Here is a 17,664-nt window from a genome sequence, read left to right on the forward strand (position 1 = left end):
GAAGTACTCTATTCATTACTTTTTTATCCGGCAGATTGCAACAGATGCTTTATTTGAGGTTTCTTTTTAATGCTGAATTATGGCTAAATCACCAAACTGTGGGTATAGCGAAAATTTTTATAAAAAATTGAAATCTTTTTAATAATTTTCCTGATTTTTTTGTATCTAACAGTGAGGCTATTATCACTAGTATGTGAAATCTATATGTAGCTGATCTTTGTTCAGCTTCCCAAAGTTTCCTTGATGGATTCTAAAAAAATGAGTTTACTTGAAAAGTGGAGTTTCTTACTGAAATATTATGAAGACGAAGGAAACAGTCTATAATCAAAGAAGTAATCAAGCAGGAAGAAGGGATCGCCATAGCAGACAAGGTTATCAAGTAAATGAGCCCGGAATGGATCGATCAGCTCAATGAAGAATTTGAACAGTTGCGATCCGAATGGAAAATGCGCGAATCAAATGGGCAAAAGAGGAAGACCGTAAAGAAGGCTTGCAAGAGGGGTAAAAACAAGTAATTCAGACTTTATCAAAATCGATGTCTATTGAGGAAGTTTCAAAAGTCTTACAAAAACCCGTAAAAAAGATCCAGGAACTCTTACAAACAATCTAGAAGATGATCAAAAAGCAGGAAATGCATATTTAACTTATGTCATTATCCTGCTTTTTATTGTTTCATAAAAAAAGAGATTCCCGAAGGAATCTCTTTACGACAAATTCAAATCTTATCCTAATTCAGAGAAGTATTTGATAGTACGAACCATCTGGCTTGTGTAAGAGTTTTCGTTGTCATACCAAGATACAACCTGTACCTGAGTATCTCCGTTTTCCATTTCATGAGCCATAGTCTGAGTAGCATCAAACAATGATCCGTAACGCATACCGATGATGTCGCTAGATACTAATTGTTCTTCAGTGTATCCGAAAGATTCAGTAGCAGCGGCTTTCATAGCAGCATTGATTTCGTCAACTGTAACTTTTCCTTTAACAACAGCTACTAAGATTGTAGTAGATCCTGTAGGAGTAGGAACACGCTGAGCAGAACCGATTAGTTTTCCGTTCAATTCAGGGATTACCAAACCGATAGCTTTGGCAGCACCTGTAGAGTTAGGAACGATGTTTACGGCAGCAGCACGGCTACGACGTAAGTCACCTTTACGCTGAGGACCATCCAAAGTCATCTGGTCACCAGTGTAAGCATGAACTGTAGTCATGATTCCTGATTCGATTGGTGCCAAGTTGTTCAAAGCAGCAGCCATTGGTGCCAAGCAGTTTGTTGTACAGCTTGCAGCAGAAATAACTGTGTCTTCTGGTTTCAAAGTTTCATGGTTTACGTTGTAAACGATTGTTGGAAGGTCATTTCCAGCTGGAGCAGAGATAACAACTTTACGAGCTCCTGCTTTGATATGAGCTTCTGCTTTTGCTTTAGAAGTATAGAATCCTGTACATTCCAAAACAACATCTACACCCAGGTCACCCCAAGGCAATTTAGAAGCATCTGCTTCTGCATAAATTGTGATTTCTTTTCCATCAACAGTGATAGAGTTTTCACCAGCACTTACAGTGTCAGCTTTTTCATATGTACCCTGAGTAGAGTCATATTTCAATAGATGAGCTAACATTTTAGGGCTAGTTAAGTCGTTGATAGCAACAATATCGTACCCTTCGGCACCGAACATCTGACGGAATGCTAAACGTCCGATACGTCCAAAACCGTTGATTGCAACTTTTACTGTCATATCAGTAAATCCTCCTTTAAATTAACAACATCATTATAGAAACAAAACCCCTTTTTGTCAATGTATGCACCTGTCAATTCCCATCATTTTACCACATTTTTCATACCGTTTTCTTTTTGTTTCAACCCCTTTCAATTCATGAAAGACAACCTTATCATTCTGTGTTAAAATAAGGTTTATAACTAAGGAGGAATGCTTATGAATCAGCCAGCCATTTTAGATTTGCTGGAAAACAATGCCCGACTGACCAGTCAGGATCTTGCCGATATTTTAAATGAGGACAAAGAGGCTGTGGAAGCGGAAATTCAAAAACTGGAAAACGAAAAGATCATTTGCGGATATCATACAGTCATTAATTATAATAAAGCATTACGTGATCAAAAAGTCATGGCTTACATCGAAGTCAACTGTACACCGCAGCGCAATCAGGGTTATGATAAAACAGCGTTGTTGATTGCCAAATATCCAGAAGTCGAAACCATGTATTTATTAAGTGGTGACTGTGATTTTCTATGTTTAGTCTGCGGAAAAACCATGTTTGAGGTCGCCCGATTTGTTTCCGATAAAATTGCCTGTGTGGAAAATGTACTTTCGACCAAAACACTATTTGTCCTAAAACAATATAAACAAAGCGGTCTGTTAATGCAGGATGAACCGGAGACATCCGAACCTAGGCTGGTGGTTACCCCATGAGAAAGCCAATCAATCCCGTTGTCGAAAAATTAAAACCCAGCGGAATCCGTAAATTCTTTGATTTAGCTAACACCATGCAGGGTGTCATTTCCCTGGGTGTTGGCGAACCGGATTTTGATACGCCATGGCATATCTGTGAAAATGCCATACACTCCATGTCCACCGGAAAAACACATTATACTGCCAACCGCGGACTTCTTGAGCTGCGCCAGGCGATCTGTGAATTCCATAAAGTTCGTTATCATCAAAACTATGATCCTGAAAAGGAAACACTTGTGACCGTTGGTGGCAGCGAAGCCATCGATCTGGCCATGCGTGCTTTGGTCACTCCCGGAGATGAAGTCATCGTTCTGGATCCTAACTATGTTGCCTATGCACCTACGATTGAACTGGCCGGCGGAATTCCTGTTCCCATTGAATTAAAGGAAGAACATGAATTTAAATTGATGCCGGATGTTTTGCAACAAGCTATCACGGATAAAACAAAAGCCATGATCATCAACTATCCCAGCAATCCAACCGGCGGTGTCATGACCAAAGAGGATTATGAAAAGATCGTTCCGATCATAAAAGAAAGCGGCATTTATGTCATCAGCGATGAAATTTATGCCGAGCTGAGCTTTGATCAGGAATTTGCTTCGTTGGCACAATTTGATGAAGTAAAAGATCAGATCCTTGTCATCAATGGCTTTTCAAAAGCTTTTGCGATGACAGGCTGGCGACTTGGTTATGTGTTATCCAATGCCGAAGTCAGTGATGCGATGACCAAGATCCATCAATATGTGATCATGTCTGCTCCTACCCAGGCTCAATATGCAGCCATTGAAGCATTACAGCACGGCCTGGAAGATGTATTGACCATGAAAAAAGATTATATGAATCGAAGAAATCTTTTGGTCAATCGGCTCAATCGGATGGGGTTAAAAACCAATATGCCTCATGGCACATTCTATGTCTTCCCGAACATTCAGAAAACGGGATTGACCAGCGATGAATTCTGTGAAAAACTGCTGGATCAGGAAAAAGTCGCCTGCGTTCCCGGCAATGCGTTTGGCAAGCATGGAGAAGGATTTATTCGTATCTCCTATGCCTACAGTATCGATCATATCAAAGAAGCCTGTGATCGAATCGAACGTTTCTTAAACAATCTGACAAAGTAAAAGGACCGCAATCTGCGATCCTTTTTCATTAGCTGTTTGTCAGTTCCTTCATAGCCTGCTGGTAGGCCACTGTTTTTTCATGTGCATCCTCTTTGGAATTTCCTTTGATACAATAATAGAATTTGCACTTAGGTTCTGTACCACTTGGACGTACGGCAATCCAGCTTCCATCTTCCAGATAATATTTCAAAACATCCGATTTTGTAAATCCGGTCAATTCTGTTACCATGTCACCTTCCCTGATCGTACATTCTTTATAGTCCTCACTGCGTACTACCTTTGAACCATTGATTTCAGTTGGCGCCTCTTTTCTTAAATCCGCAAGAATTTCTTTGATACGATTGGCACCGGCTTCCCCTGACAATGTCAAGGCAACCTGACTTTCTTCATACGTTCCGTGACGTTCATACAAGCTGTCCAGTACATCTACCAGATCTTTACCCTGCTGCTTATAGAAGCTGGCTGCTTCCGCCAACATCAAACAAGCCTGCGGTGCATCTTTATCACGAACAAATGGTTTGATCAGAGAACCATACGATTCTTCATAGCCAAACACATAATTCTTTTCATGTGTCACTTCATACTTGGCCACTTTTTCACCGATGAACTTAAATCCAGTCAATGTCTTTTCGGTTTCTACACCATAATCCGCCGCAACCTTTTCTCCAAGATCACTTGTGACAACGGTATTGAACATCACCGGATTTTCCGGCATCAAGCCTTTTTCTTTTAACTGCGAACAAATATATTCGATTTCAACCGAACCAGACTGGTTTCCGGTTAAGACAACATAGTCTCCATTGTGTTTTACCCCAACACCCATACGATCGGCATCCGGATCACAAACCAGAATCACATCAGCATCGTTTTCTCTGGCATATTTTAAAGCCAGTTCATACGCACCCGGCTGTTCCGGATTTGGTGTTGGCGTATTTGAGAAATCCGGATCCGGGGTACATTGTTCCACGACCGGAATGCATGTATAACCCGCACGTTTATATACTTCCTGTACAGGAATATTCGCTGTACCATGCTCTGGAGAGAACACGATTTTGATATCTTTTTTCACATCCGGATTCAATTGAATGCTTAATACATTTTTATAGTATTCTTCATCCACTTCTTTACCAATAACGGTAACCAGCTTCTTTTGTTCCTCTGTACAATTGGCATCGATGGCTAATTCATCTTCAATCGCATTAACCTCATCAATGACCTGACCTGCCAAAGCCGGAACTAACTGACATCCTTTATCGTCATAAAGCTTATATCCGTTATATTCCTTTGGATTGTGGCTGGCCGTAATCATGATACCGCCAAAACAATGAAGATGGCGCACCGCAAAACTTAATTCCGGTGTCGGACGAAGAGATTCAAACACGTAGGATGCGATATTATTCTTGGCCAGTAAATCAGCACAGTCAAAGGCAAATTCTTTTGACATGTGACGGTTATCATACCCAATGGCTATACCGGCTTTACAGGCAGCTTCACCGGCTTTTTTGATGTAATTGGCATATCCCTGTGTTGCTTTGCGGATCGTGTGAATGTTGATACGATTCGTTCCAGGTCCTAATAAACCACGCATGCCGGCTGTCCCAAATTCAATCAGCGTATAAAAGGCATCATTTTTTTCCTGGGCATCCATATTATTCAACTCGTCTTTATAACGTGGATCCAAATTAGGGTGGCTGACCCATTTTTCATATCTTTCTTCAACAATAGACATAAACAATAATCCTCCTAAAATCTAGATTTATTATATCATTTTTTCTATAAAATGAAATCGTTTTCATATCTATATAATGAAAAAGAGGTCATTTGACCTCTTCATCGATTTTCGATAAAGCATCTTCCAGATCCTTTTTATCAAAAGAGAAATTATCATACCCTTCATTGATCGTAGTCCAGTAAGCATCTGTCGGTTTTTCCATCGTATCATAAGGATTCATCTTATAGACAAAAGCCTGTATCTTCTCCTTTGATTCGGTTTGGATAGAAACGGTAATACGATCATATAACTCCGGATATTCTTCATATTCATCTAAGGCCTGAAGATCGGTATCTGTCACCTTGAATAAACCGACCTGAACTTTCTCTCCCGGACAAGGTACTACATCCAGAAAACCGCGTTTTCCAAAGACCAGCTGATAATCTTCAAGATATCCCTTTCCTATGCATTCTGCAGTAGGACAACGCACTTCCATCTGTTTTAGATGCAGGTTGCTTCCGTAGGCTGCATAAGCAAGCTTTAAAAATTCTTGTTCTTTCAATTCAATCTTCCTTCTTATTTTCTAATAAAAACCAAAGTTCCATGACCATTTTACGAGACTTTCGAAAATAACGACGTCGATAATGATAGACCTCCAAATCCTGCCATTGCGACGAAACATAGCCACTATCCGGCAACCAGTGCTGATAGAATTCCTTACGAATACCGGCTACTTTGGCCGGCAGAAATGCCTGGAAGCGAAAAGGAACTTTGACCTTGACCAAAAGCTGTCCTTTTTTTATCGACAACGATGCAAAGTTAGAATCCTTTCGTTCCACAAAATCACCCATAAAGATTTTCGTCTTTCCGGTCGCAACACAAGTTGTTAGCGGTCGGATCGGATTTTTTATCGATGGCTTGATTTTCGCAAATTCTTTGGAAAGTACGGGTAAGTCTTCATATAATGTATCTGGACTTGTCTTCTTTTCTATACCACTGATCCAGCAGTCTTTTTCCAATGTTACCGGCTCAAAGATCAATGAGTTTCTCCTCCTACGATCTGGATATCTTCTTCATTTTCCAGAATAGCTTCTACAGCTGCCTGAATTCCTTTGGCAATATCTTTTAAATTCATGCCCGGTGTACCGGCCGGCTGATTGACTGTTTGCTCTGTCGCAAATGGCACATGCATGAATCCACCCTTAACATTCGGATATTTTGTATAAAGGGCATGCATGACACAATACAACATTGCGTTACATACATACGTACCGGCTGTATAAGAAACAGAAGCCGGAATGCCATTGGCCTTGATCTTTTCTACCATCGCATGAACCGGTATTGTCGCAAAGTAAGCCTGGGGAGCACCTTCAACCAAAGGTTGGTTCATCGGCTGATTTCCTTCATTATCCGGAATACGCGCCTGCACATAGTTGATACCGACAAATTCCGGTGTTAATTGGGAACGACCGCCAGCCTGTCCAATACAAAGGACATAATCCGGTTTATATTCTTCGATCGCATCGATCGTTTTTTGTGGCCCCTTACCAAATACGGTCGGCACTTCCAATTTGATCACCTGTGCCCCTGCAATTGCATCCGGCAAAAGTTTAACCGCTTCAAAAGCCGGATTGATACTTTCACCACCAAATGGATCAAAACCTGTAATCAAAATCTTTTTCATCACTTTTACTCCTTATGATAATACGATCATCATAATAATCTGAACAACAAGCATGATTCCGGCAATGACAACCTGGTTTTTAATAACCCCGTAGTCATCCTTCATCTCCAGTACCGCGACTGGAACGATATTAAAGTTGGCCGCCATCGGTGTACACAATGTTCCGCAGTATCCACAAGTCAATGCCAACGATCCAATGATAACCGGATCTGCACCATGTGCCAATACAAACGGTGCGCCGATTCCCACTGTCATAACGGTGATGGCCGCAAACGCATTTCCCATAACCATAGTAAATAAAGCCATACCTACAGCATATACAATGATACCGATCGCAATATTACCTTCCGGAATGATATTCGATACAATATTAGAAATTACATCACCGACACCGGCAGTCGTAAAGACAGCACCTAAGGCAGCTAATAAGGTCGGCAACATACTTAGAGGTCCAACGATATCCAACATTCTTCGCCCGTCATTCAAGAAAACAGAAGGTTTGTTGTCTTTTGAGAAGATCATCAATAAGATGATACCGACTACAACGCCGACACCCATACCAAACAATGGAGAAATCTTCGTAAACAATGCAGCAATTAAGGCAAAAGCACCAATAGATACGGCAGGAATAAAGACTTTGAAACCAATCTTCTTATAGTTTCTTGTCATTTCCTCTACCGTAGGACTTGGTTCAGAACCAGCTTTCACTTGTTTTAAGATTGGACTTAAAACCATCAAGAACATCAAGATTCCCGTGTACATTGGTGGAATCCATTTTCCAATCACAAACATTAAGCCTAGTAAAAACCAGAAAGCAAACGTACCATACCGCTTATCATTCGTTTTATCCTTCAAATTTCGAATAGCCACGTAAATAGCAATCAAACCGATCACAAAGTACATGATCTCCAAAAGTTTATCCGACATGGTAATTTCGGCACTCATGAAATATTCAATAGGATTTGTCATTATTTAGCACCTCCTGCATATTTCTTAGCCAGTTTCTTGTCTTTCAAGAAATAGTAAACGATAGCGCATGCCGTTGCGATCAAGGCCACCGGAATCTGAACACTGGCCAAATCGATCAATTCAACCTGATAGCCCAAATCTGCCAATGTAGATTGCACTAACAACATACCACTTGTACCTACAAACAATACCTGACCAAAGAACCATGCCACATTATCCATGGCAGACGACATTCCTTTTAATTGTTCCAAGTATTCTTCCGCAATCGGATGTCCGTCTTTTTCCACGATAGCTTGCGCCATTGGCATTACGATTGGGCGAATAAAACTGGCAGCACCACCAACACTGATATTAAATGCTCCAAAAATCAGACGAATGATACCATATATACCGATGATCAGACCAGCCGATGCGTTTTTAAATTTTGTCATTAAATCGGCCGCTGCCTGTTTCAGACCATTTCGTTCCAAAGTTCCTGTCAAGACAAGCACGATGATAAATGTACACATGCTTCGATTGGATACAAAACTGGATCCCAGTGTCTGTAAGAATGTAACAACATCAATGCCAGAAACAAGTGCTGTCACGATGGCCGCAACCATAATGATCAGTATGGAGTCTAGCTTTAAGATAAAACCAACTACTACGATCAAGATTCCGAGCAATTTCAAAATCTCCATAAAGTTTCTCCCTCCTTATTATTCACTCTGCGAAGATTTCCACAAAATATAGTTTTATTATACCTCCCTGAAAAATATTTTCAATTCATAATACATTTTTCATAATATTTCAGGTTATGTACACCTGAGTTTTGAAAATGAAAAACTAAAATAACAGACATTAAGTTCAGAATCCCCTTTGTTTATGCGGATTCTTTTCTTTTTGTTTTGTCAATCTTTTTTATGTAGCCTTTTGTAGCTTTTTGCGCTATAATATCTGTGGTGATCTATCATGTATCTTAAAATAAATCGAAACGCTAAAGGTCGTGCTTCTCTTTCCATCTGTGAAAAATATCGAGATCCTGTCACTCGTAAGCCTAAAGATCGTATTATTCAATCTCTTGGATTTGCAGACACTTATTCACATCTTTATGAGGATCCGATCGCTCATTTTAGAAATGTAGTTCAAAAAATGAACGAGGAAAAAAAGCAGGACACCAGCGTTTCTGTTCCCTTAGATATGAAAGAATCTTTGGAATCTGGTGAAGTACAGCTTAAAAATTTAGGGTATGTCTTTATCAAACGAATTTATAAAGAATTGGAAATTGATAAATTTTGGAAGTCTGTATCTAAAAAAGAAAAGACAAACCTAAATCTGGAAAAGATTTTTGAAATGCTTGTCTTTATGCGCATTCTTCATCCAGGTTCTAAAAAGTATACGTATGAACATAAAGAGGTTTTATTTGAAACATTTGATGGTTTTACCTTAGATGATGTATATCGGGCTCTTGATTATTACACAAAATATGATGCCGACTTTCAGGTTTGGTTATATGATCATTCGGCTCCCCTCTATCATCGAGATATCCACACCACATATTTTGACTGTACAAATTATTATTATGATATTTCAAAACCAGATATAGATGATTTAGATACGAACGGAAACGTTTTAAAGAAACGATACCGTAAATATGGTCCCGAGAAAAATCATAGAAGAGATCCTATTGTTGAGATGGGTCTTTTAATTGATAAACTAGGCATCCCTCTTTCCTATGGTTTATTTGCCGGGAATGAATCTGAAAAAGTAAATATGTTGCCCATTATCAACAGAACGAAACATCGATTTGGTTTCCAGCGCACCATAGTAGTAGCCGATCGTGGTCTCAATACATCGGATAATATCTTCTATTTGAACGGAAACAATAAAAAAGAAAACAATCCAAGAGATGGTTATGTATATGGACAAACGATTCGTGGAGCGGACAAGACATTCAAAGAATGGTGTATAGATCCCAAAGGCTATCAAGTAGATACAATTCAAGATAGAGATCAAACGATTACTTTCAAACATAAGTCTAGAATTTATCCGAAGACGATTTATGTCAATGTAGATAAGGATACCGATCATCCAAGAAAAACGAGAATTACAGTTGATCAAAAACAAATGGTTTACTTTTCACAAAAATATGCGGATAAACAAGCACTGGAAAGAAACAGAGCTGTACAGAGAGCGAAAGACTTAATTGAACATCCTAAAAAATACGACAAAGTGTCAGCTAAAGGGGCCAGTGGGTATGTCAAAAATATCGCATTTGATAAGGAAACAGGTGAAGTGATGGATGTTCACTTGGAACTCGATATAGAAAAAATTGAAGAAGAAGCGAAATATGATGGATATTACTCTATTGTAACGAGTGAACTTAATTTATCGGATATAGAGATTCGAAACATTTATAAAGGATTGGCAAAGATTGAAGAAACTTTCCGTATCACGAAATCCGAATTGGATACAAGGCCTATTCATGTGACAACGAATGAACATATTGAATCTCATTTCACAACATGTTTTACAGCCATCACATTATTACGTTTATTAGAACAAAAATTAGAAAACCAATATCCTGCAGGACAAATCATCGAATCGCTCAAACAGTATCAGTGCATCCATATCCATTCCAACATTTATCGAATGACTTATACTAACCCAATATTGGAACACTGTGGGAAAATATTTGATATCGATACAAAGTCTAAATATAAGAGAAAAGAAGAAATCCGAAGAAATTTAAAATATTGACAAAATACGTAAAATATCACTACACAGAGAAAATGCCAAAAGCCGCATAAACAGAGGACTTTTGGCATTTTTGTTCAAAACTTGAGTTTTATTATACCTCCCTGAAAAATATTTTCAATTCATAATGCATTTTTCATAATATTTCAGGTTATGTACACATATTGAATTTTGTATAAATGTAAAGATTATCAATTCAATTAAAATTTCTACGAAAGGGCAAAAAAAAGCCTTTCGGCTTTTTTATAATTAAGCAATGATTTTCTGTGCGCGAAGTACTTCTTCGATAGCAGCAATTGCTTCTTCTTCGTCTTCACCAGAGCAGCTGATTGTGATTTCAGACTGTGTTGGGATTCCTAAAGACATAACACCCATGATTGATTTCATGTTTACTTCACGTCCTTTGAAAGCCACGTTGATTTCACTTTTGAATTTGCTGGCAGCGTTTACAGCCACAGTGGCAGGACGAGCATGTAATCCTACTGGATCAACTACAGTTACAGTAACTTGTTTCATTATAAATATCCTCCTAAAGTAAATCTAAAAATATTTTAGTCCATTTCCCTCAATAAATCAATACAATTTCAGTCAACTTGAATAATGAAGAAATCATTCTCTTTCAGTGCCCTGACAAACTTTCCATCCTGTTGGATCAGACGACCACTAAAGGTTCCATCATATGTAAAGCCGACACCACAACTCGGCGAACGACTTTTTAAGATCACGATCTCTATTTTGTTTTCTTTTAAGATGGATAACGCTTTTTCTACACCCTTTTCTAAAGATGACGTTACATCTTTTCCGGATTTAGTAATCACTTTGCCATCCAAAATTTCAATTGGTTCTCGTGGAATGGAAAAGCCGGCTAAGCATTCCGGACATACCGGTATCATTTCATGTTCTTTCAAGAACGTATCGAGTATATCCCTTTTGCAGTGGTTTCCGTCATAACGACACTTTTGACCGACCAGACATGCACTGACGGCAACTCTCATGAATTAGCCATCAATTCATCATATAACAGCGAATATGTTTTGGCACTGTTGGCCCAGCTTACATCCGTATTCAACGCATTAGTCTGTAAGATCTTCCAATCTTCTTTACGGTTGTAATAAACATCGATTGCATAATATAACGTGTTCATCAATTCATTGGAATCATAATGCTCAAAGCTGAATCCGTTTCCGCTCTTATCGTATTCGTTATATGGATTGACCGTATCTTTTAACCCGCCGGTTTCACGAACTAGCGGCAATGTGCCATAGCGCATAGAGCAAAGCTGTGAAATACCACATGGTTCAAATAACGATGGCATTAAGAACAGATCGCTGGCGGCATAGATACGATGTGCTAAGCTTTCGTTGTATCCATAGTAGAAACAAATCTTTCCTTTGTTTCCGTTTTCCAGATCTCTGAATTTGTTTTCGATCTGGCTTTCACCACTACCTAAGATGACTAACTGAATCGGTGCCGAACATAAGGCATCCAACTGCTCCATCATCAAATAGAAGCCTTTTTGCCATGTCAATCGACTGACACATCCTACCAACATGACGTTTTCATCTTCTTTTAAGCCCAGCTCTTTCTGTAAAGCCAGTTTGTTTTGTTTTTTCTGTTTCTCAATATTGACCTTATCAAAGTGATACGGGATCTCCGGATCCGTTTTTGGATTCCATAAATTGATATCAATTCCGTTTACGATACCCCACAGATCGTATTTACGCATATTCAAAATGGCTTCTAAGTGTTCCCCATACTGTGGTGTCAAAATCTCCTGTGCATATGTTGGAGAAACAGTTGTCACCTTATCCGCATATAAGATTCCGGACTTCATAAAGGAAATTCCACCATCAAAGCGAACATTTCCATTCTCCAGCAGATAATAAGGAAGCCCTAAACAACTATCCAGCATTTCCGGACCAAAGTTTCCCTGATAAGCCAAATTATGAATCGTATAAACGAATCGAATACTGCGATAACGCGCATCATTATCATGCGTTTCTTTGACCATACAAGGAATCATTCCGGTATGCCAGTCATGACAATGAATGATATTTGGCCAGTAATTCAGTTGATTCAACATTTCAATCACAGCTTTTTGGAAATACGCAAAACGTTCTCCATCATCGTCATAGCCATACAACGTATCTCTTTCAAAGTATCCCTGATGTTGAATGAAGAAGAAGCATACATCCCCTTCCATCTTGGAATAGACACGTACCGGTACTTCATGATACGCGATGGAAACGGAAAACTCACAGTCAAAATACAATTCATCCATGTATTTTTCCGCAATCTTACGATATAAAGGCATAACAACTTTCACTTCATGCCCCTGTTGTGTCAAAGCAGCCGGTAAAGAACCGATTACATCCGCAAGTCCACCGGTTTTAATAAAGGGAAGCCCTTCACCTGCAACCATTAAAAATGATGCCATTAGATATTCTCCCTTCTTCCGATGTACAAAGGTTCTTCTTCTGTACCTGCTAAATCTTTTTTCTTCACGATCTTGGCGTATTTATCCACGATCACATTCTTTAATACCGCATTATCTCCAATCGTTACACCCGGCATGATCAAGCAATTTTCCACAACGGCATTTTTACCGATCTTGCAGGCACGGCCTACGATCGAATTGACAATCTGACCATGTACTTCACAACTGTTGGATACAAAAGAGCCTACCGCACTTCCACCGTTCAAATAGATAGCCGGTGCACTGTCGTTGGTTCTTGTATAAGCCGGCCATTTTGGATTGGAGAATTCACGCATATTAGCTTCATCCAAGATTGCCATATTACTGTCAAAATAAGATTTCAGATCATTGATGCAGTAAACGCCACCACGGAAGTTTACCCCACGGATATCCATATCTTTACAATGATCATTGACAATATCCTTAAACCAGTACATACTGCTGACCTTTGTTGCCTCTTTTACAAGCGAAACAAAGATTTCTTTAGACATGATATAAGTCTGTAAAGATAACTGACGATTTTTATAATTTCCTAAGTTGCTTTCAATGCTCAACACACCTTTTTGACGATTCATCTGAATCACATCACAGTTGATGTAATGATCTTTGGCATTGTCCACATTCTGATACAACATGGTGATTTCTGCTCCACTTTCCATATGCTGATCTAATAAATCGGCATAGTTTGCCATGTAAATCATATTGACCGGTGCAATGATCACATAGTCATTGTTGTTTTGTTCGATAGAATACAACTGATCATAATAGCTTTGTACATCCGATACATATTTCACAGAACCATCTTCCCGATACAATGGAATCAGCTCGATCTTTCCATGTTTGGAGTTGATATTATACTGACGTCCACTGCCAATATGATCAATCAAGGAACGAGGATTTCCATTGACAAAAACCTTGATATCATGGATACCAGAATTTGCCATGTTTGATAATGGAAAATCCACCAGACGATAACGTCCAATAAAGTTAAATGCCGCAATTGGGCGATATTTTTGAAGACCTCTTACATACACATTCGGGTCATTGTAAGTCACGATACCTAAAGCATTACACATCGTCGGTTACTCCCCTTTCTTTACGCGTTTGGAAATCAACGCGATCTCTTCACTGTCTGGTGATCCCACAACAGCACCCGGGTCGATCTTAACACCATCCGCCACAATAGCACGATAGACTTTGGCACCTTCACCAACACTTACGCCCGGCATCAAAACAGCCTGTTCGACAACGGCATCTTTATCCACGGTTACATTGTGGAACAGGACAGAGCCTTCTACATTTCCTTTAATGATGGCTCCCTGATTGATATAACAGTTCTTAACAGAACCTGTTGGAGATACATAATGTGGAAGTGTCGGAATATCTTCTGTATAAATCTTCCATTCCGGATCATCCAAATTCAACTCATTGGATTTTGTAAGCAGATCCATATTGGCTTCCCACAGAGAATCAATCGTTCCTACATCCTTCCAGTAACCTTCAAATTTATAAGCCTGCAGCTTTTTACCCTGATTTAAGAAAGAAGGAATAATGTCTTTACCAAAGTCATGATGACTTCCTTCTACATTCATATCGGCAATCAATTCTTTACGCAGATCCTTCCAGTTAAAGATGTAGATACCCATACTGGCAAGGTTTGATTTTGGATGTTCCGGTTTTTCTTCAAATTCAACGATACGACCTTCTTCATCCGTATTCATGATGCCGAAACGGCTTGCTTCTTTCATCGGAACCGGAAGTACGGCAATCGTACAGGCAGCACCACTTTCCTTATGCAAAGAAAGCATATCCGCATAATCCATTTTATAAATATGGTCACCAGAAAGAATCAAAACATGTTCCGGATCAAATGTATCGATAAAGTCAATATTTTGTGTAATGGCATCTGCAGTTCCCTGATACACATCAAATTTTGTTCCATCTTTTTCACGTGGTGGAAGTACATAAACGCCACTTCCTCTTGTATCCAGACCCCAACGTTGTCCGGCTCCGGCATAGGCATTCAACATGACGGATTCATACTGTGTCAAAACACCTACGACTTTGATTCCTGAATTCGCACAGTTGCTCAAAGGAAAATCGATGATTCGATACTTACCACCGAAATAAACGGCCGGCTTTGCGTTTTTCTTTGTCAGATCCAATAAACGCGTACCACGCCCACCCGCTAAGATCATTGCGAGCATATTATTTTGTTCCATACTCATCCTCCTATATAACATAAGCGTCTTACTTAATTAAAAGTATATCACTTTTTCGTAAAATTTAAATGTTTTTACATCGAAATGTATGCGTTTTCAATGTAAAGACTATGTAACAAAAAGAACCTGATTTTTTACCAGGTTCTTACAATTCGGCAAACGATTCTTGACCACTTAACATAATTTGTCCATTCAAACTATCTTCATACCAATCATTTCCTTACAGAAATTTTTATTATTATATTCTTCTTGAAGATAGTCTTTTTCTATTTAGGCGATGTTTTATGCCTCTTTATATAGCCTATTATTCCAACTAATATAAAGAATATTCCTATACATGACAGTTCAATGTGACTATTGCTTAGTCCTCGAAAAATAAAACCAATTCCTACAGGAATTCCAAAAAAAGCAAGAAATAAGTATCCTCTTCGTATGTTTTTATTGTCTTCCAATGTATGTAACTCCTCCTCCCAAGAAATTTAGATGTAAAACGATACCATCTTTGATACCAGAAGATGCAACTGCATTCGCAACTAAACTAAAAATAGCACCAATGCTTAATGTGATAACAGGATGTGCTGCTAATATAGGTGTGTAAATACCTGCCAATCCCCATAATGCCCCAACTCCTGTAGTAGTGATGCTCTGCACCATACCTGCATCTAAATATATTTCAAGATAATTCCAATGAAAATATACGGCATTCTTCCCGTAAGATCTAGTTGAAAAAGTCTGGTTCGGTAAATAAACTCTTCTTGTCTTCACATCTATTGTTAAATCATTTTCTTTAATTTCCTCATTAATTGATGATAAATGATTTGTAACGGCAGAGTATAACTCTGAGGACAATTCAACGTTATCTGGTAAATCAAGATAGAAAGAATTATTTTGAATTTTAACATATGGGTCCAACTCATTCCAATTTGAAGAAATATTATCGAAGCTATAGTATTTATTTTGCTCTTGAGCATAAGTTGGTAGAATAAACGAGACAATCATAATAAATGAACATAATAGATTAAATAGTTTTTACATAGTTAATTTCTCCTTTTCATTATTTTGACTAATTTAACTCTATAGTATTTTAAAGTCCACATGTTCCCACCCCTTTCTTAGTTTTCTACTTTATATTTATATTTTACATTTATTTTGAATTATTTTTAACCCTTATAATTATAAATTATATATGTTATACTAAAATAGTAGGTTAAATAACTATTTACAAATGTTGTTTAAAATAGCATTACAATCTTTCCTCTCAAAAGTTTTGACTCAATTTACAAAATAGTAATTTAAGCAAAATAATATATGATTATCTTTCGCTTAACCTTCAATTTGTTGATATGACATAAATAATGTTGGATTAAACAGTGTTTTATAAGTACAGAGAAACGAGGTACTTATATGTTGATGAATACTAGTTCTGATTTTTTAGTCCCTTCCATTGATGAAAAACTTTGCGCTTATCAAAAAGATCGTATTTCTCAAATGATCCGTGATTATCTGGAAATCAATCAACAGATGGATCACTTTCTTTTCTAATACTGTCCTAAATGTGTTCCACATCATCCCATGCTCGTAAAAGCAGGTAAAACCAAGGCTGGTAAACAGATGTTGAAATGTAATTCCTGTAAAAAACGCTTTGTATGTGATCATGGTCAGTTGACTTACTATTCTCATCAACCGCAGTCAAAATGGAACGATCTGATCATCGAAACGCAGAATGGAAATTCGCTGCTTCATACAGCTGCTAAAATTGATGTACATGAATCCACTGCTTTTCGTATGCGTCACAAATATCTTCATTTCATTGAAGATATGGAGTGTCCCATATGTGCTACATCATGAAATCGAAATGGATGAAACGTATGTGACACATTGCCGTAAAGGCCGTTTTATCAAAGATCATCCCGGCAAGAAGCGGGGGACCCGTGCTTCCAGGGCCGGTTTGTCCGATGAGAAAGTGTGCATAATAACAGCAGTGCAATGCCTGGAAAAATGTATTGCACGTTCGCTGAATGTATCGAAACCTTCTATAAAAAATGTAGAAGACTTTTGTCAATCCGTTGCCAATAAAAGCTACGTCTGGACAGATGGACTGCAAAGTTATACGAAGGTCCTCTGTGAAAAGAAATGCACCAACAAAGTTTTGAATGCCTACAGTAAATACGATGCAGTCAATCATCTGAACAATGTCAATTCATTCCATTCCATGATCAAGGAGCAGTATCGGTTTTACCGGGGAGTGTCCAGCAAATACATCAACCGATATAATGC

General features: G+C 38.5%; 19 protein-coding genes. 6 read left to right on the top strand and 13 right to left on the bottom strand.

All coding sequences use genetic code 11. The features are described 5' to 3' along the window. Positions 1 to 722: 722 nt before the first annotated feature. Complete coding sequence (gene gap, locus U0M88_RS01635; RefSeq protein WP_331868695.1) at positions 723 to 1,736, bottom strand: type I glyceraldehyde-3-phosphate dehydrogenase; 1,014 nt, start codon at positions 1,734 to 1,736, stop codon at positions 723 to 725. A gap of 198 nt (positions 1,737 to 1,934) precedes the next feature. On the opposite strand from gap, the gene U0M88_RS01640 reads away from it, so the two are divergent. Then, on the top strand, positions 1,935 to 2,429 hold the full coding sequence (locus U0M88_RS01640) for an Lrp/AsnC family transcriptional regulator (protein WP_205141925.1): 495 nt from the start codon (positions 1,935 to 1,937) through the stop codon (positions 2,427 to 2,429). Further along, positions 2,426 to 3,589 carry an aminotransferase class I/II-fold pyridoxal phosphate-dependent enzyme gene (locus U0M88_RS01645; protein WP_331868696.1) on the top strand — a complete coding sequence of 388 codons (1,164 nt, stop codon included), beginning with the start codon at positions 2,426 to 2,428 and terminating at the stop codon, positions 3,587 to 3,589. The genes U0M88_RS01640 and U0M88_RS01645 overlap by 4 nt, the downstream gene beginning before the upstream one ends. 28 nt (positions 3,590 to 3,617) lie before the next feature. Here U0M88_RS01645 and U0M88_RS01650 read toward each other — a convergent pair whose 3' ends face one another. The 6 genes from U0M88_RS01650 to U0M88_RS01675 all read right to left on the bottom strand — a co-directional run bounded on the left by U0M88_RS01650 (position 3,618) and on the right by U0M88_RS01675 (position 8,633). Beyond that, entirely contained in the window at positions 3,618 to 5,318 is a 1,701-nt protein-coding gene (locus tag U0M88_RS01650; protein WP_442902227.1) for a phospho-sugar mutase, read from the bottom strand. Between the two features lie 88 nt (positions 5,319 to 5,406). Next, the gene (locus U0M88_RS01655) at positions 5,407 to 5,862 is read right to left on the bottom strand and encodes a gamma-glutamylcyclotransferase family protein (RefSeq protein WP_317396074.1); all 456 of its coding nucleotides are present in this window, start codon (positions 5,860 to 5,862) and stop codon (positions 5,407 to 5,409) included. 1 nt (position 5,863) lies between these two features. Beyond that, positions 5,864 to 6,340: a hypothetical protein gene (locus U0M88_RS01660; RefSeq protein WP_167698687.1), complete on the bottom strand. Its 477-nt coding sequence runs from the start codon at positions 6,338 to 6,340 to the stop codon at positions 5,864 to 5,866. Beyond that, positions 6,337 to 6,984, bottom strand: a complete 648-nt coding sequence (gene pcp, locus U0M88_RS01665; protein WP_331868697.1) for a pyroglutamyl-peptidase I — start codon at positions 6,982 to 6,984, stop codon at positions 6,337 to 6,339. Before pcp ends, U0M88_RS01660 begins: the two co-directional genes overlap by 4 nt. Before the next feature lie 12 nt (positions 6,985 to 6,996). Continuing rightward, positions 6,997 to 7,953 carry a DUF979 domain-containing protein gene (locus tag U0M88_RS01670; protein ID WP_331868698.1) on the bottom strand — a complete coding sequence of 319 codons (957 nt, stop codon included), beginning with the start codon at positions 7,951 to 7,953 and terminating at the stop codon, positions 6,997 to 6,999. Then, a complete protein-coding gene (locus U0M88_RS01675) occupies positions 7,953 to 8,633 on the bottom strand; it encodes a 5-oxoproline transporter, DUF969 family subunit (RefSeq protein ID WP_331868699.1) in 681 nt (226 codons plus the stop codon). Before U0M88_RS01675 ends, U0M88_RS01670 begins: the two co-directional genes overlap by 1 nt. Positions 8,634 to 8,904: 271 nt before the next feature. Between U0M88_RS01675 and U0M88_RS01680 the strand changes: the two genes are divergently transcribed. After that, positions 8,905 to 10,692, top strand: coding sequence for an IS1634 family transposase (locus tag U0M88_RS01680; RefSeq protein ID WP_331868700.1), 1,788 nt, complete (start codon positions 8,905 to 8,907; stop codon positions 10,690 to 10,692). Between the two features lie 246 nt (positions 10,693 to 10,938). On the opposite strand, the gene U0M88_RS01685 is transcribed toward U0M88_RS01680, so the two are convergent. The 6 genes from U0M88_RS01685 to U0M88_RS01710 form a co-directional block, all read right to left on the bottom strand. Next, a complete protein-coding gene (locus U0M88_RS01685; protein ID WP_022789300.1) occupies positions 10,939 to 11,205 on the bottom strand; it encodes a phosphocarrier protein HPr in 267 nt (88 codons plus the stop codon). A 68-nt stretch (positions 11,206 to 11,273) separates the two neighbouring features. Continuing rightward, positions 11,274 to 11,684, bottom strand: a complete 411-nt coding sequence (locus tag U0M88_RS01690; RefSeq protein WP_331868701.1) for a DUF523 domain-containing protein — start codon at positions 11,682 to 11,684, stop codon at positions 11,274 to 11,276. Continuing rightward, positions 11,681 to 13,126 (bottom strand): glycogen synthase GlgA, encoded by a 1,446-nt coding sequence (gene glgA, locus U0M88_RS01695; protein WP_331868702.1) that lies wholly within the window; start codon positions 13,124 to 13,126, stop codon positions 11,681 to 11,683. Before glgA ends, U0M88_RS01690 begins: the two co-directional genes overlap by 4 nt. Then, on the bottom strand, positions 13,126 to 14,241 hold the full coding sequence (gene glgD / locus U0M88_RS01700) for a glucose-1-phosphate adenylyltransferase subunit GlgD (RefSeq protein ID WP_022789297.1): 1,116 nt from the start codon (positions 14,239 to 14,241) through the stop codon (positions 13,126 to 13,128). The genes glgA and glgD overlap by 1 nt, the downstream gene beginning before the upstream one ends. A 6-nt stretch (positions 14,242 to 14,247) precedes the next feature. Next, positions 14,248 to 15,387, bottom strand: coding sequence for a glucose-1-phosphate adenylyltransferase (locus U0M88_RS01705; protein ID WP_331868703.1), 1,140 nt, complete (start codon positions 15,385 to 15,387; stop codon positions 14,248 to 14,250). 438 nt (positions 15,388 to 15,825) lie between these two features. Beyond that, positions 15,826 to 16,386 (bottom strand): hypothetical protein, encoded by a 561-nt coding sequence (locus tag U0M88_RS01710; protein ID WP_331868704.1) that lies wholly within the window; start codon positions 16,384 to 16,386, stop codon positions 15,826 to 15,828. A 405-nt stretch (positions 16,387 to 16,791) separates the two neighbouring features. On the opposite strand from U0M88_RS01710, the gene U0M88_RS01715 reads away from it, so the two are divergent. The 3 genes from U0M88_RS01715 to U0M88_RS01725 all read left to right on the top strand — a co-directional run. Then, a complete protein-coding gene (locus U0M88_RS01715) occupies positions 16,792 to 16,929 on the top strand; it encodes a hypothetical protein (protein ID WP_331868705.1) in 138 nt (45 codons plus the stop codon). A gap of 30 nt (positions 16,930 to 16,959) precedes the next feature. After that, positions 16,960 to 17,235, top strand: coding sequence for a hypothetical protein (locus U0M88_RS01720; RefSeq protein ID WP_331868706.1), 276 nt, complete (start codon positions 16,960 to 16,962; stop codon positions 17,233 to 17,235). After that, positions 17,222 to 17,664 (top strand): IS1595 family transposase (locus U0M88_RS01725; RefSeq protein ID WP_331868707.1); only part of this gene is annotated, 443 nt, incomplete at its 3' end. The genes U0M88_RS01720 and U0M88_RS01725, both read left to right, overlap by 14 nt.

Source organism: Faecalicoccus sp., assembly GCF_036552745.1.
Taxonomy (GTDB): Bacteria; Bacillota_I; Bacilli_A; order Erysipelotrichales; family Erysipelotrichaceae; genus Faecalicoccus.

Bases quoted from the DNA above. Each gene is read 5' to 3' on its own strand.
- U0M88_RS01670 (WP_331868698.1), bottom strand. From the start codon at position 7,953: ATGACAAATCCTATTGAATATTTCATGAGTGCCGAAATTACCATGTCG.
- gap (WP_331868695.1), bottom strand. From the start codon at position 1,736: ATGACAGTAAAAGTTGCAATCAACGGTTTTGGACGTATCGGACGTTTA.
- U0M88_RS01685 (WP_022789300.1), bottom strand. From the start codon at position 11,205: ATGAAACAAGTTACTGTAACTGTAGTTGATCCAGTAGGATTACATGCT.
- glgD (WP_022789297.1), bottom strand. From the start codon at position 14,241: ATGTGTAATGCTTTAGGTATCGTGACTTACAATGACCCGAATGTGTAT.
- U0M88_RS01715 (WP_331868705.1), top strand. From the start codon at position 16,792: ATGTTGATGAATACTAGTTCTGATTTTTTAGTCCCTTCCATTGATGAA.
- U0M88_RS01640 (WP_205141925.1), top strand. From the start codon at position 1,935: ATGAATCAGCCAGCCATTTTAGATTTGCTGGAAAACAATGCCCGACTG.
- glgA (WP_331868702.1), bottom strand. From the start codon at position 13,126: ATGGCATCATTTTTAATGGTTGCAGGTGAAGGGCTTCCCTTTATTAAA.
- U0M88_RS01645 (WP_331868696.1), top strand. From the start codon at position 2,426: ATGAGAAAGCCAATCAATCCCGTTGTCGAAAAATTAAAACCCAGCGGA.
- U0M88_RS01705 (WP_331868703.1), bottom strand. From the start codon at position 15,387: ATGGAACAAAATAATATGCTCGCAATGATCTTAGCGGGTGGGCGTGGT.
- pcp (WP_331868697.1), bottom strand. From the start codon at position 6,984: ATGAAAAAGATTTTGATTACAGGTTTTGATCCATTTGGTGGTGAAAGT.
- U0M88_RS01710 (WP_331868704.1), bottom strand. From the start codon at position 16,386: ATGATTGTCTCGTTTATTCTACCAACTTATGCTCAAGAGCAAAATAAA.
- U0M88_RS01690 (WP_331868701.1), bottom strand. From the start codon at position 11,684: ATGAGAGTTGCCGTCAGTGCATGTCTGGTCGGTCAAAAGTGTCGTTAT.
- U0M88_RS01680 (WP_331868700.1), top strand. From the start codon at position 8,905: ATGTATCTTAAAATAAATCGAAACGCTAAAGGTCGTGCTTCTCTTTCC.
- U0M88_RS01650 (WP_442902227.1), bottom strand. From the start codon at position 5,318: ATGTCTATTGTTGAAGAAAGATATGAAAAATGGGTCAGCCACCCTAAT.
- U0M88_RS01675 (WP_331868699.1), bottom strand. From the start codon at position 8,633: ATGGAGATTTTGAAATTGCTCGGAATCTTGATCGTAGTAGTTGGTTTT.
- U0M88_RS01720 (WP_331868706.1), top strand. From the start codon at position 16,960: ATGCTCGTAAAAGCAGGTAAAACCAAGGCTGGTAAACAGATGTTGAAA.